We start from the raw sequence: 14,226 nt of genomic DNA on the forward strand, positions 1-14,226 counted from the left end.
AAAAGGGACGCCATGACGCTGATCGCCCATTTCGCCGACCATCTTTGCCGCCCGGTACCGACCGTGATGCGGCGCCGCGCCGCCCTGCACCTGCTTGACTGGGCGGGCTGCGCGGTGATCGGGGCGACGGCACCCGTCGCCGGTGCGCTGGCCGGCGTTTTCCTGGATGACCGGGGCGGGCCTTGCACCCTTGTCGGCAGGGCGGGCGGTGCCGGGGCGGAGGCGGCGGCGCGCTATAATGGCGTGCTGGGCAACATCTATGAGATGGACGACGTCGACAAGCGCGCCCGGCTGCATCCCGGTCCCGTCATCATCCCCGCCGCCCTGGCCCTGGCGCAGGAGACGGGGGCCGATTCAACCCGGCTGCTGGACGCCATCACCCGCGGGTACGAGGCGGCGATCCGCCTGGGCCGGGCGCTGGGCGACGGGCATTACCGTTACTGGCATCCCACGGCCAGTGCCGGCACGGTGGGGGCGGCAGCGGCCTGCGCCGACATCCTGTGCCTGGATCGCCACGGCATGGCCCAGGCCATGGCGCTGGCCGCCACCCGGACCGGCGGCCTGTGGGAAACCCGCAACGATCCGCAATCCAACGCCAAGCAGATCCACAATGCCCAGGCGGCCGGCGACGGGCTGCTGGCAGCCCGTATGGCCGCCGCCGGCCTGCGGGGTCCCGGCCGCATTCTGGAGGGAACGGAAGGGCTGTTCGCCGCCACCGCGGCCCCCGGTGCCGATCCCGGTGCCCTGCTGGCGGGTACCAGCCCGGCCGGATGGTGCATCGCCGATGTCAGCCTGAAACCCTGGCCCGCCTGCCGCCATGCCCATCCGGTCATCGATGCGGCCCTGGCCCTGCTGGCCAAGGCGGGTCGCGACCGGCTGGAAGCGCATGCGGTGGCGGGCATCGCCATCCAGACCTATGGCGATGCGCTGCGCTTCTGCGACCGCCCGACCCCGCGCAGCGTGATCGAGGCGAAATTCTCCCTTCAGCATGCCGTGGCCGTGACCCTGCTGGGCGGGCCGCCGCCGCTGGCCGCCTTCGATCCGGACATGATCACCGATCCGTTCGTCGCCACGCTGCGGTCGCGGGTGAAGGTCACGGTTGGCGAACCTTATGCCCGGGCCTATCCGAACCATTTCGGGGCCCGGCTGGTCGTCAACCTGACCAATGGCGATCTGCTGGTCCATGAGCAGCCGGACGCCCTGGGCGATCCGGAGAACCCGCTGTCCATCGACCGTGCCATCGACAAGGCGCGCAATCTGATGCAGGCCGCGGGCATGGAGGCGACGGCCATCGGCATCCTGATCACGGAATGCCTGGAACTGGCCGAAGGCCGCCCCCTGCCGACCGGATGGCCGGTCCATGTGGAAAGGGGTGAGGCGTGAGTGCATCTGAGGTTCTGGCGCGGCACGCGCTGTCGGTGGAATGGGCGGCCCTGCCGGCGGGGGCGCAGGATGCGGTCCGCATCTTCCTGCTGGATACGCTGGGGGTCGGCATCGCCGGCGCCAGGGCGCCGTTCGCGGCCCAGATCGGGGCCGTGACCCAGGGCTGGGGCAATGGCGGGCCGGCACCCGTGCTGGGCCGCGCCGCCATCCTGTCGGCCCCGCAGGCGGCCTTCATCAACGCCTACCAGATCCATGCCCAGGAGTTCGACTGCGTGCATGAGCCGGCGGTGGTGCATCCGCTGGCCACGGTGCTGGCGGCCCTGATGGCCGATACCGCGCGCCAGCCGCTGCCCGTCACCGGTGCGGAATTCGGCGCCGCCATGGCCGCCGGCGTCGATATCGCCGCCACACTTGGGGTGGCGGCCAAAACCGGGGTGAAATTCTTCCGCCCGGCCACGGCCGGCATCTTCGGCTGCGTCGCCGCCATGGCGCGGCTGCGCCGGCTGGATGTGGCGACAACGCAAAGCGCCTTCGGCCATGCCCTGGCCTTTGCGTCTGGCACCATGCAGGCGCATGTGGAGGGCAAGCCCGGTCTGCCCATCCAGGTGGCCCATGCGGCGCAGGCCAGCCTGATGGCCATTGATCTGGCCCTGGCCGGCGTTCCCGGCACCATCGGCAGCATTGATGGTCCCTTCGGCTATCTCACGATGTTCGAAACCGAGAGCGACCTCACGCCCCTGTTGCCCATGCTGGGCAAGGACTGGCGGATCGCCGAGGTCAGCCACAAGCCCTTCCCCACCGGCCGTGCCGCCCATGGCGCCATCGTGGCGCTGCAGAGCCTGATGCGCGACCATGGCGTCACCGCAGCCAATCTGGAAAGCCTGACCTATACCGCCCCGCCCCTGATCCACCGGCTGGTGGGACGCCCCCTGCCCGTCTACCCGGCGGCGCTGACGGCCAATTACGCCCGGCTGTGCTTCGCCTGGCTGGGGGCGGTGGTGCTGACGCGCGGTACGGTAGGGCTGGCGGATTTCGTGCCCGGCCGCCTGTCCGACCCGGCGTTGCACGCGCTGGGATCGCGCATCCGTGTCGTCGCGGATGCCAATCCCGACCCGGCGGCCTTCACCCCGGCCCTGGCGGAAGCGGTGCTGACCGATGGTCGCATGGTGCAGGCCCGCATCGACAGCCAGTTGGGCAGCCCGACGACACCGCTCAGCCGCGAACAGCATCTGCGCAAGTTCCGCGCCTGTCTGGAATTCGCCGGCGCCACAGACCTTGCCGATCCGCTGATCGACGCCATCGACAGGCTTGAACACCAGACCGACATGGCCCGCCTGCTGCGCAGTGCCGCCGGCCTGCCGGATTGAAGAAAACGGGAGACGGGTACCCATGGACGGGCACAGGACCTATTTCAACGCCGTGGACTGGGATGCCTTGCAGAAGGATCATCCCATCGGTGCGGATTTCGTGCGCTTCGCCACGAAGACCAGCCGGGATGAGCTGACGGCGCATCAGAACCGTCTGTTCATGCGCTGCGTGGCCCGCGCCTGGGCGACCCCCTTTTATCAGCGCCTGTGGGGCAAGGCCGGGATCGAGAAAGGCGATATCCGCTCCATCGCCGACCTGCCCCGCCTGCCGATGTTCGACAAGGCGGACATCATGGCCAGCCTGGAAATCGCCCCGCCCTTCGGCGATTTCTCCGCCTTTTCCAGCTATCCGCCCGGCGAGCGCCCGCCCGTGGTCTTCCACACCACCAGCGGCACCACCGGCAAGCCCCAGGTACTGCTGTTCGGTGCCAAGGGGCGCGAGGCGCAGAACCTGCTGCTGGGCCGGCTCTACCGGTTCCAGGGCATGCGGCCCGACGACGTGGTCCATTCCGTCTATGGCCACGGCATGATCAATGGCGGCCATTATGTGCGCGAGAGCGTGCTGCACTGGACCTCGTCGGTCTTCATGTCGGCCGGCACCGGCGTGGAAACCCGATCCGCCCAGCAGGTGCAGTTGATGAAGGAATTTGGGGCGACGGTGATCGTCGGCTTCTCCGACTACATCAAGAAACTGGCGGAGGTGGCGCGCGAACAGGGCATCGACCCCGTCCGCGACCTGAATATCCGCATGATCTCCGGCCATCTGGGCAAGGAGGACAAGGATAGCCTGTCCCGCGCCTGGGGCGGGGCGGAGTGCTTCGACTGGTACGGCGTGGGCGACACCGGCTGCATCGCCGGCGAGGGACCGGACCGTGACGGTCTCTATGTCATGGAGGACGCGCAATATCTGGAGGTGTGCGATATCGACACCGGTGCCGCCGTGCCCGACGGGGCGCTGGGCGACATGGTCGTCACCTGCCTCTACAAGGATGATGTCCACCCCATCATCCGCTTCAACACCCATGACGTGACCCAGGTCCGCGCCGGCCGATCCTCCATCGATGTGGAGTTCAAGCGGATCGAGGGCTTCCTGGGCCGGTCGGACAATATGGTGAAGATCCGCGGCATCAATATCTTCCCCCAGGCCATCGGCCCCATGCTGAACGGCGTGGCGGGGATCACCGGCGAATATATCTGCAAGGCGGTGCGCGACGGGGCCGGCCGGGACGAGTTCGTGGTGGTCGCCGAAACCAGCGCCAGCGGCGATGACCGCCAGGACGTGGCCGAACGCAGCCGCGCCGTGCTGAAACAGAAGATCGGGATCGAGGTGGCGGTGGAACTGGTCGACCACCGCGCCACCGCATCCCTGACCCAGATCGATGTCCGCCAGAAGCCTATCCGCCTGATCGACGAGCGGTTCAAATGACCGACGCGCGCCAGCAGCACCCGGTCATCGCCGCCGGGGTGGCTGGCTTGGCCGGCCTGTACCGGCGGGGTGACAGCGATCCCCTGGCCGTGACGCGGTTCTATCTGGACCGTATCGCGGCGCTGGATGGCACGGTCGGGGCCTATAATCAGGTGCTGGCGGAACAGGCTATGGTCGATGCCTCCGCCTCCGCTGCCCGCCGGCGGGCCGGCAAGCCGTTGTCGGAAATCGACGGCGCCCCCATCGCGGTGAAGGCCAATATCGCCGTCGCCGGGGCCTTCTGGCACGCCGGTATCGGCGCCTATCGCACTCGTATCGCCCAGCAGGATGCCGATTGCGTGGCCCGGCTGCGGGCGGCGGGTGCGGTGATCCTGGGTGTGGCCAACATGCATGAGGGCGCCCTGGGTGCGACCACCGACAATGTCTGGTTCGGGCGCACGCAGAATCCATTGCGCGACGGCTATACGGCCGGCGGGTCCAGCGGCGGGTCGGCCGCCGCCGTGGCCGCCGGGCTGGCGGCGGCGGCGCTGGGGTCGGACACGATGGGATCGGTGCGCATCCCCAGCGCCTATTGCGGGCTGGCCGGATACAAGCCTGCCCGTCATGTCATCAGCCTGGACGGGGTCATTCCGCTATCGACCAGTCTGGACCATGTCGGCGTTCATGGCTGGACCGTCATCGACTGCGCCCTGATTGCCGCCCATGCCGGTGCCGGCGCCGCAACCTCGCCCAGCCTGCAAGGGCTGCGGCTGGCCGTACCCAACTGGCGGGCCCGTGTGGAGGCTCCCGATTTCATCTGGAAGGCACGCGATGAGGCCGCGACCTTGCTGCTGCTGGCCGGCATGCAGCGGGTGAGCGCCGATCTGGACGCTTACCAGTCCGGCCAGGCCCGCCGCCTGGGCCTGCTGGTGTCGGAGGTGGAGGGGCTGAATGCCCATGAGGCACAGTTGGCGCGCAGCGAGGATGGGTTCTCCCCCGAATTCCTGGGCCTGCTGCGTTGGGGCGGACGGCAGCCGGCCACAAGGATAGCGGCCGCCTATCAGGGGCTGGACGCGATCCGGTGCGCCGGCATGGCCTGGCTGGAACAGGTCGATGCCGTGCTGCTGCCCACCGCCCCGCAAACCGCCTTTCCCTTCGGCCAGCCGGTACCCGCCAACCAGGCGGATTTCACCGCCCTGGCCGATTTCATCGGCTGTCCCGCCGTCGCCGTGCCCTTCGGCCGGTCACCGGACGGCCTGCCACTGTCGGTGCAGGTGATCGGGAAAGACCCGTCCATCGTGCTGGGCGTGGCGGCTTCCCTGGGCTGAGCCATGCATGGCAGGCAGCCCCCGAAAGGCTGCGCGCCTGACCACGTGGTGGATAAGTCCGGACAATATCTTGAGCGGTTTGCAACCAGAACCCATCATCGAATTAACTAAAAATATCCAGAACTCCGACAGGCATGTGAAGCAATGAAACCGTGTGGAATGAGAAATTCCCCGCGCCGGCGGAGCTGTGGACATGACACGCGAAAATCAAGCCGCGTGAAATCACCGTGGGATACTTTTTGAACTGGGAGACGATAATGAAGGAAGTAAAGTCCGCCAGCCAGCTGGGCACGTCCCGTCTGGCCCTGATGATCACGCTCGGCATGACCATGTCCGCCGGCCCCGCCATCGCACAGGAAGCATCCAAATCCGACGACGCGCCGCTGCAGCTTGAGGAAATCATCGTCACCGCCCGCAAGCGGTCGGAAAACATCCTGAAGACGCCGGTATCCGTCACCGCCGTCACATCGGAAGAGGTTGAACAGCGCGGCATCACGTCCGTCCAGAACCTGTCGGAACAGACGCCGGGCTTCAACATCAACAATAACAGCTCCGGCCGTGGCGACCGGTCGTTCCAGCAGTTGATCCTGCGCGGTTTCACCCCGGCCACGACCGACAGCACGCCCGTCGCCACCTTCATCGACGGCGTTCCCGTCTCCTCCCCCACCGCGGTGATGAGCGTGTCGAACCCGGAGCGGATCGAGCTGCTGCGCGGGCCGCAGTCGGCCTATTTCGGCCGCAACACCTTCGCCGGCGCGCTGAACGTGGTGAACAAGGAGCCGGGCAACGATTTCGGCGGCAGCCTGACCACGATGATCGGCACCCACAATAACCGCCGCATCCAGGGCGAGCTGGAAGGCCCGCTGATGGAGGACAAGCTGTCCTTCCGCATCGCCGGCGACCACACCTCCAAGGACGGCACTTATAAGAACCGCGCGAACCCGTCGCAGACGCTGGGTGACCAGTCCTCCACCAACGGCAACCTGCTGATCGTGGCGACGCCCAACGAGAACCTGACGATCAAGGCCTTCGGCCTGATCTCCCACGATGATGATGGCCCGGCGCCGCTGGGCCTGATCAGCGCGCGTGCGGTCACCGACAGCACCGGCCGCGTCGTCGTGCCGGCGCAGCAGAATTGTACCCTGGCCGGCTTCAATCCCTTCATGTGCGGCACGGTTCCGTCACTGCCGGCCACCACGCCGGCCGGCAATTACACGGTCGACAGCTTCGTGCGCAATGCGCTGGCGGTGACCACCAACCGTCTGATCGACCAGGATGACAGCGTTGACGCATATGGCCTGGTGCGTGATTACCGCCATGCCCATCTGGTTGTCGATTACGAGATTCCGGACACGAATTTCACCGTCAGCTCGCTGACCGGCTACAATCACGAGGAATGGGGCTCGCTGTCGGATATCGGCAACTACGACAGCACCGGCATCGCCAACCCGGCCTATACCGCGACCAACGGCCTGCGCTCCTATTTCAGCTCGGCCTATCTGGTGGAGAATATCTCCGAGGACTTCTCCCAGGAGCTGCGCACCAGCTACGATGATGGCGAGGCGCTGCGCTTCGTGGCCGGCCTGTCATACCTGAGCGCCAATGGCCGCCGCACGGTCGACACGCTGGACAACATGATCCTGAACAAGCAGGTCACCCCGTCCGGCAAGACGGAATCCAAGACGCTGGGCGGCTTCTTCGGTGTCACCTACGACATCACCGACAAGCTGACGACCAGCGTCGAGGGCCGCTACCAGATCGACAAGCTCTACGCCTATATCTCGCCCATCACCAATGTGGTGGTGACCGACCCGACCTTCGTGCCGGTCGGCACCTACCAGGCCGGGTCCAAGCTGGGCCAGCAGAAGTACAAGAACTTCCTGCCCCGCCTGATCGCCCAGTACCAGTGGACCGATGAGGTCATGACCTATGCGTCGGTGGCCAAGGGCGTGAACCCCGCCTCGCTGAATGCCGGCGTCGTTTCCTATACTGGCCAGGCAGCCACCATCGCCAAGGGCCTGGGCATCGACCTGTTCGTGAAGCCGGAAAAGGTCACCACCTATGAAATCGGCCTGAAGGGCACGGCGATGAATAATCGCCTGCGTTATGCCCTGGCCGCCTATTACTCGCAGTGGCGTGACCAGCTGAACCAAGTCATCCAGACCTTTGTGACCCCCACCGGCGGCTTCGGCAGCGTGTTCGGCACGATCAACAGCGGCAATTCCGACATGAAGGGTCTGGAATTCGACGGCAGCTTCCGCCTGACCAACATGGTCACGCTGACGGCGGCCGGTGCGCTGAATGACAGCAAGATCAAGGATTACAACGCACCGCTGGTCACCTTCCTGGTCGGCACCAACGACTTCTCCGGCAATGAGCTGCCGGCGACGTCCAAATACTCGGCCGCCGGTGGCATTCTGCTGAACGGCTATGTCGCGACCTGGGACGATGCGGCCTGGTTCGCGCGTCTGGACTATAATTACAAGTCCGGCGTCTGGTCCGACGTGGGCAATGTCCTGAAGACCCAGGAGACCCATGTGTTCAACGCCCGTGCCGGCGTGACCGTGGGCGCGGTATCGGTGGATGTGTTCGCCAACAACCTGTTCGACACTCGCCGCTACACCACGGTGAACGACAACATCCTGTTCACGCCCGCACCCTCCTTCACCTATTCCACGGTGAATGTCGGCCTGCGTGAGGGCCGTACCCTGGGTGTCCAGGCCAAGTACAAGTTCTGATCCTTTGCCATGCCCCGGGGGACAACGCTGCCCCCGGGGCATCCGCCTTTCAGGAGCGAACATGCGCCAGTTCATTCTTCCGGCCCTGACGGCCCTGCCCCTGGTCTTGGGTGCCGTCACCGCCAATGCCGCCCCGTGTGAGGAGCGCACCTTCTTCCAGCCGCCGCTGGAATATACCTCCGTCGAGGTCCTGGCCGATGGCCGCGTCATCTTCCGCCTGTGCGCCAAGGATGCGCGCGACGTCGTGGCCCTGCCGCAGGAGATGAAGACCGTTCCCACCGGCATGGATGGCAAGCCGCCGGGCCTGCCCATGACCAAGGATGGGGAAGGCTATTGGGTGGCCACCACGGCCGGCGCCGTCGATCCGGGCGTCTATACCTATAATTTCAAGGTCGATGGGCTGCGCATTGCCGATCCGCGCGGCACCCGCTTCGCCGAGGCCTTCGGCGGCGTGCAATCGATTTTCCAGCTTCCCGGTGCCGCCACGGCCAACCAGTTCTACAAGGCCGATGTGCCGCACGGCCTGGTGTCGGTGGTGGAATATCCCTCGACCAGCCTGGGCGGCATCACCCGTCGCGCCCATGTCTATACCCCGCCGGGGTACGAGGCAGGCGGCAAGGAAACCTATCCGGTCCTCTATCTCGTCCATGGCTACAGCGACAGCGACGACGCCTGGACCATGAAGGGCAATGCCAACTACATCCTCGACAACCTGATCGCGGCCGGCAAGGCCAAGCCGATGATCATCGTCATGCCCCAAGGCCATACCCCGGCCCGCGAGGGTGTGCAGGGGATGGAGAACACCGATTTCGGCAACGACCTGCACAAGGACCTGATCCCCTATATCGACAAGCATTTCCGTACCAAGGCGGCAGTAAAGACCCGCGCCATGGTCGGGCTGTCGATGGGCGGGGCCCACACGATCATGTTCGGCCTGCCGCGTCCCGACGTGTTCGGCTCCATCGGCGTGTTCTCCATCGGCATGATGAGCGAGGAGCAGACGGCCAAGTACCGCAAGGTGAACGAAGCCGCCCTGAAGGCCCGTGCAAAGGCTGGCGGGCTGGTCTTCTATGCCATCGGCAAGGAGGATTTCGTCATCACCATGGCGCCCCCCTTCCGTAAGATCCTGGAGGATCACGGGATCAAATACACCAACGTGGAGACCGGTGGCGGCCACACCTGGATCAATTGGCGCGCATATCTGGAACAGATCGCGCCGCTGCTGTTCAACTGACGGACAACGTCACTGAACGGACACGTCACGGCCTTCCCCGCAGCGTATCGGGGAAGGCCGTTTGCTTTTGAACCGGGGAGATCACCGACTATGGCCACGGACCTGAATGCCGATTACGCACAGGCCGGCTTCGGCAACCGCCTGGGCTGGGGCAAGCGCCCTGCCCTGCTGATCATCGATTTCGTGAAGGCGTATCTGGAAAAGGATTGCCCGCTTTATGCCGGGGTGGAGAAGACACGCGATGCAGCGGAGGTTCTTCTGCAGGCGGCCCGTGCGGCCGGCATCCCGGTGATCCACACCAATGTCGTCTATACGCCCGGCGGCGTGGATGGCGGCGTGTTCTTCCGCAAGGTCAAGGCGCTGTCCTGCTTCGAGCGCGACAAGCACCCGCAATGGGCCGCCTTCGCCGAAGGGCTGGAACCCCTGCCCCACGAACCGGTGATCACCAAGCAATATGCCAGCGCCTTCTTCGGCACCTCGCTGGCCTCCACCCTGGCATCGAGCGGCATCGACACGCTGCTGATCGCCGGGCTGTCCACGTCCGGCTGCGTTCGCGCCTCGGCCCTGGATGCCTGCCAGCACGGGTTCGTGCCGCTGGTGGTGCGCGACGCGGTCGGCGACCGTGATACCCGCGTGCATGAGGCCAACCTGTTCGACCTGAACGCCAAATATGCCGATGTGATCGGGTTGGACGAAGCGCTCACCCACCTGGGCCGCTGATCTTGAAATGAAAAGGGCCGGCGGAAATCTCCACCGGCCCTTTCGCGTAATCGACTGAATGTCGGTTACGGCTTCAGCGTCTGCTTGGACACCTTGGCCTGACCGGACAGGGTCACACTTTCCGCCGAAGCACCGACCGTCACCTGATAGGTGCCGCCGGCAACACGCCACTGCCGCCCGGCCTCATCGAAATTGGCCAGCAGGCGTGGGTCGGCCTTCACGGTCACGGTGCGGCTTTCTCCCGGCTTCAGATCCACCTTGTCGAACCCGATCAGGCGTTGCAGCTTCTGGCCCCCTGCTCCGGTCAGATAGACCTGCGGCGCGTCCTTGCCCGCCAGCTTGCCGGTATTGGTCACCTGGAAACTGACGGTCAGCGTATCGCCGCCCTTCACCCGCAGCTTGTCATAGGCGAAGGTCGTGTAGGACAGGCCATGGCCGAACGGGAACAGGGGCTTCATGCCCAGTGCGGCGAAGCGGCGATAGCCGACATCGGCCCCTTCATCATAGACCACGTCGAACTGCTGCTTCTTGGGCAGGCCCCAGCCCGGCAGGTCGCGGCGGGGATACTGGTCCAGGCTGGCCGGGAAGGTCACCGGCAGGCGGCCGGACGGATTGGTCTTGCCGGTCAGCACATCGGCAATGGCCTCGCCCCCCTTCTGGCCGCTGTACCAGGCGGACACCACGGCACCGGCCTGATCCAGCCAGGGCATCAGCACCGGCCCGCCCGTCTGCAGCACGACAATGTTGTTGGGATTGGCCGCCGTCACCGCCCGGATCAGCTCGTCCTGGCCCTGCGGCAGCGACAGGTCGTAGGCATCAACCGCTTCCGCCATCCATTGCGTGGCGAAGACGATGGCGATGTCGGCCGCCTTGGCTGCCGCTGCTGCTTCCGCCGGATAGCGGCCGTCGGCGAAGGTGATCGTGGCACCGGGCATGGCGGCACGCAGGGCCTTCAGCGGCGAGGAGGCGTGGAACACCTGGCGGCCCCACATGGCCATCGGGCCGTCGCCACCGATGGGCACGACCCGGGCATTGCCGCCGATGCCCGTCACCTGCGACGAACCCGCCCCCGACAGCACGCCGGCATCGGCCTGGTTGCCGATCACCACGACCTTCTTGCCCGCCGCCAGCGGCAGCACGCCCTTGTTGGCCAGCAGCACGATGCCTTCATCGGCCACGCTCTTGGCAATCGCGGCATGGGCGGCGGCGTCGATCTGCGGCTTGGAGGGTTTGCCATCGAACAGGCCGGCCACGAACATGGAGCGCAGGATGCGCCGCGACATGTCGGACAGGCGCGCGGCCGGCACGGTCCCGGCGACCGAGGCCTGCTTCAGCAACTCCCCGAACCACACTTGCTGGTCAAGCTGTTCACCCGACTGCTGGTCCAGGCCCTTCAGCGCATAGTCGGTGGCATGCACGGCCCCCCAATCCGACATGACCCAGCCCTTGTAGCCCCAATCCCCCTTCAGCACACCATTCAGCAGATGATCGTTGCCGCAGGAATAGGCGCCGTTCACCAGATTATAGGCGCACATGACGGAGCCGGGCTGGCCCTTCTCGATGGCGATCTGGAAGGCCAGCAAGTCGCTTTCGCGATGCGCCGCCTCTCCGATCACGGAGTTGGCGTAGAACCGGCCCGTCTCCTGGCCGTTCAGGCTGAAATGCTTGACGGTGGAGATGATGTTCTGGTCCTGGATGCCGCGGATGCTCTCCCCGCCCAGCAATCCGGCCAGCAACGGGTCCTCACCCAGATATTCGAAATTGCGACCATTGCGCGGGTCGCGCGCCAGATTGACGCCACCGGCCAGCAGCACGTTGAAGCCCCTGACCGCCGCCTCCCTGCCGATCATCGCCCCGCCCTCATAGGCCAGCTTCGGATTGAAGCTGGCCGCCAGGGCCAGGCTGGCCGGCAGGGCCGTGGCCACGTCGCCGGGTCGCACCTCGCCGGGATTGGTGATGCCCAGGCTGGCGTCGGTTTCCTTCAACGCGGGGATGCCCAGACGCGGCACGCCGGGGATGAAGCCGGCACCACCGACCGATCCTTCCGGAATGGGCGGACCGCCGGGGAAGCTGAGCGCCATGGGGCCGTGCAGCAGGCCGATCCGTTCATCCGGCGTCAGTTCCGCATCCAGCAGCCGGGCGCGTTCATCGGGCGACAGTTTCGGGTTGCGCCAGCCTTCGGCCGCCTGCACGGAAATGGCGGAACAGGCCAGGCTGGCGGCCAGGGCGGACACGAGCACCCGGTTCTTCGACATGGCAGGCACATCCCCTCAGGATTTGATTTTGGATTGAAGTTTTTGAAGGTGACCGGGGAAGGAAACGCGGGCCATGTCACACCCGCTCCCTGTCCACCAGATGGCCGCACCAGTAATCGGGCAGAAGATATTGCCGCCGAACCAAATTCCACCCAGCGGATAAAGCTGGAAAACGGGTCTGACCCGTTCGGTTTTCCTGCCCACAATTGCCCCCCAGAACAACACGCCTGTCAGGGCGGTCCATGAACGAACCTGGGAGCCTGGGTATGCATATCGAGATTTTGACGCCGGCACAGCCCGCCGCGCGCGAGTGGTTGCGGAAGCCGCGTCACCAACTGCTGATCAATGGCCAATGGGTGGACCCGGCCGGCGGCCAATACCTGCCCACCATCAATCCGGCGACGGGCGAGGTGCTGGCCCAGATCGCGGCCGCCGATGCTGGCGACGTTGACCGCGCGGTTGCCGCCGCGCGCCAGGCGTTCGACGATGGCGCCTGGCGGAACATGGTGCCCGCCGCCCGCGCCCGCCTGCTCTGGCGCATCGCCGACCTGATCGATGCCCATATCGATGAGCTGTCGGAACTGGAGACCCTGGACCAGGGCAAGGCGCTCTATGTCGGGCGCTGGGCCGAAATCCCGATGGCGGCGGAGCAGTTCCGCTTCTTCGCCGGCATGTGCACCAAGGTGTCGGGCGACACGATCCCGTCCAGCATCAATTACCAGCCGGCCGGCAAGCGCATCCAGGCCTATACCACCAAGGAACCGGTGGGCGTGGTTGCCGCCATCACGCCGTGGAATTCGCCGCTGATCATGCATGCCATGAAGCTGGCCCCGGCGCTGGCCGCCGGGTGTACGGTGGTGCTGAAGCCGGCGGAGGAAACCTCGCTGACGGCCCTGCGTCTGGCGGAATTGCTGGTGGAAGCCGGCGTGCCGGCCGGCGTGGTCAATGTCGTTACCGGTCTGGGCTCCGTCGTCGGTGCCGCCCTGTCCGCGCACAAACAAGTGGACAAGGTGGCCTTCACCGGCTCCACCCAGACCGGCCGCGCCATCCTGGACGGGGCCAAGGGCAATCTGAAGAAGGTGACCCTGGAACTGGGTGGCAAGTCGCCCGTGGTCATCATGCCCGACGCCGATCTGGACGCCGCCATCGCCGGCGCTGCCAACGCCATCTTCTTCAATGGCGGACAGGTTTGCGTGGCCGGATCGCGCCTCTATGTCCACCGCTCGATCTTCGACAAGGTGGTGGGCGGCATGGCCGACATCGCCCGCACCATCCGCCTGGGCCATGGCCTGTCGCCCGACACCCAGATGGGCCCGCTGGTCAGCAAGCGGCAGGCCGACCGGGTGAAGGCCTATATCGATCAGGCCGTGGCCGACGGTGCCACACTGGTCTGCGGCGGTGGGCAGAAGGGGCCAGCCGGCACCTTCATCGAACCGACGATCATCACCGGCGCCGATCCCAAATCGGCCATCGTCTGTGAGGAGGTGTTCGGCCCCGTGGTCGTCGTCGCCCCGTTCGACGATGTGGCCGAGGTCGTGGCCGCCGCCAACGACACCGAATTCGGCCTGGCCGCCAGCGTGTGGACCCAGGACCTGTCGGCGGCGTCGCGCCTGTCGGCCGATATCCGTGCGGGCACGGTGTGGGTGAACTGCCATTCCTTCTGGGACGTGGCGCTGCCCATCGGCGGGTTCAAGCAATCGGGCTGGGGCCGCGAAAGCGGTGTCGGCGCCATCGAAAACTATCTGGAAGTCAAAACCGTTTGCATGGTCGTCTGACCAGCCGGTATTTCACACCCC

The 14,226-nt window shown here is 66.1% G+C and carries 9 protein-coding genes; 8 read left to right on the forward strand and 1 reads right to left on the reverse strand.

The window, feature by feature from the left end; translation table 11 throughout:
- Positions 1 to 12: 12 nt before the first annotated feature.
- From ACM9HJ_RS03150 to ACM9HJ_RS03180, 7 genes are all read left to right on the forward strand, one after another.
- On the forward strand, positions 13 to 1,383 hold the full coding sequence (locus ACM9HJ_RS03150; RefSeq protein WP_416570224.1) for an MmgE/PrpD family protein: 1,371 nt from the start codon (positions 13 to 15) through the stop codon (positions 1,381 to 1,383).
- Positions 1,380 to 2,750, forward strand: coding sequence for an MmgE/PrpD family protein (locus ACM9HJ_RS03155; protein ID WP_416570225.1), 1,371 nt, complete (start codon positions 1,380 to 1,382; stop codon positions 2,748 to 2,750). Before ACM9HJ_RS03150 ends, ACM9HJ_RS03155 begins: the two co-directional genes overlap by 4 nt.
- A 22-nt stretch (positions 2,751 to 2,772) precedes the next feature.
- Entirely contained in the window at positions 2,773 to 4,176 is a 1,404-nt protein-coding gene (locus ACM9HJ_RS03160; RefSeq protein WP_416570226.1) for a phenylacetate--CoA ligase family protein, read from the forward strand.
- A complete protein-coding gene (locus tag ACM9HJ_RS03165) occupies positions 4,173 to 5,483 on the forward strand; it encodes an amidase (protein ID WP_416570227.1) in 1,311 nt (436 codons plus the stop codon). Before ACM9HJ_RS03160 ends, ACM9HJ_RS03165 begins: the two co-directional genes overlap by 4 nt.
- A 257-nt stretch (positions 5,484 to 5,740) precedes the next feature.
- Positions 5,741 to 8,221: a TonB-dependent receptor gene (locus tag ACM9HJ_RS03170; RefSeq protein ID WP_416570228.1), complete on the forward strand. Its 2,481-nt coding sequence runs from the start codon at positions 5,741 to 5,743 to the stop codon at positions 8,219 to 8,221.
- Positions 8,222 to 8,282: 61 nt separating this feature from the next.
- Positions 8,283 to 9,455, forward strand: coding sequence for an alpha/beta hydrolase (locus tag ACM9HJ_RS03175; protein WP_416570229.1), 1,173 nt, complete (start codon positions 8,283 to 8,285; stop codon positions 9,453 to 9,455).
- 90 nt (positions 9,456 to 9,545) lie between these two features.
- The gene (locus ACM9HJ_RS03180; protein ID WP_416570230.1) at positions 9,546 to 10,175 is read left to right on the forward strand and encodes an isochorismatase family protein; all 630 of its coding nucleotides are present in this window, start codon (positions 9,546 to 9,548) and stop codon (positions 10,173 to 10,175) included.
- A 65-nt stretch (positions 10,176 to 10,240) separates the two neighbouring features.
- Here ACM9HJ_RS03180 and ACM9HJ_RS03185 read toward each other — a convergent pair whose 3' ends face one another.
- The gene (locus ACM9HJ_RS03185) at positions 10,241 to 12,430 is read right to left on the reverse strand and encodes a beta-glucosidase (protein WP_416570231.1); all 2,190 of its coding nucleotides are present in this window, start codon (positions 12,428 to 12,430) and stop codon (positions 10,241 to 10,243) included.
- A gap of 266 nt (positions 12,431 to 12,696) precedes the next feature.
- Here ACM9HJ_RS03185 and ACM9HJ_RS03190 point away from each other — a divergent pair, with 266 nt between their 5' ends.
- Complete coding sequence (locus ACM9HJ_RS03190; RefSeq protein WP_416570232.1) at positions 12,697 to 14,205, forward strand: aldehyde dehydrogenase family protein; 1,509 nt, start codon at positions 12,697 to 12,699, stop codon at positions 14,203 to 14,205.
- The last annotated feature ends 21 nt before the right edge of the window (positions 14,206 to 14,226 follow it).

The organism is Niveispirillum sp. KHB5.9, assembly GCF_048066115.1.
Lineage (GTDB): Bacteria > Pseudomonadota > Alphaproteobacteria > Azospirillales > Azospirillaceae > Niveispirillum.

What these genes read in the sequence shown, in the direction of transcription:
- ACM9HJ_RS03170 (WP_416570228.1), top strand. Translation starts at nt 5,741, where the DNA reads ATGAAGGAAGTAAAGTCCGCCAGCCAGCTGGGCACGTCCCGTCTGGCC.
- ACM9HJ_RS03180 (WP_416570230.1), top strand. Translation starts at nt 9,546, where the DNA reads ATGGCCACGGACCTGAATGCCGATTACGCACAGGCCGGCTTCGGCAAC.
- ACM9HJ_RS03190 (WP_416570232.1), top strand. Translation starts at nt 12,697, where the DNA reads ATGCATATCGAGATTTTGACGCCGGCACAGCCCGCCGCGCGCGAGTGG.
- ACM9HJ_RS03160 (WP_416570226.1), top strand. Translation starts at nt 2,773, where the DNA reads ATGGACGGGCACAGGACCTATTTCAACGCCGTGGACTGGGATGCCTTG.
- ACM9HJ_RS03165 (WP_416570227.1), top strand. Translation starts at nt 4,173, where the DNA reads ATGACCGACGCGCGCCAGCAGCACCCGGTCATCGCCGCCGGGGTGGCT.
- ACM9HJ_RS03175 (WP_416570229.1), top strand. Translation starts at nt 8,283, where the DNA reads ATGCGCCAGTTCATTCTTCCGGCCCTGACGGCCCTGCCCCTGGTCTTG.
- ACM9HJ_RS03185 (WP_416570231.1), bottom strand. Translation starts at nt 12,430, where the DNA reads ATGTCGAAGAACCGGGTGCTCGTGTCCGCCCTGGCCGCCAGCCTGGCC.
- ACM9HJ_RS03150 (WP_416570224.1), top strand. Translation starts at nt 13, where the DNA reads ATGACGCTGATCGCCCATTTCGCCGACCATCTTTGCCGCCCGGTACCG.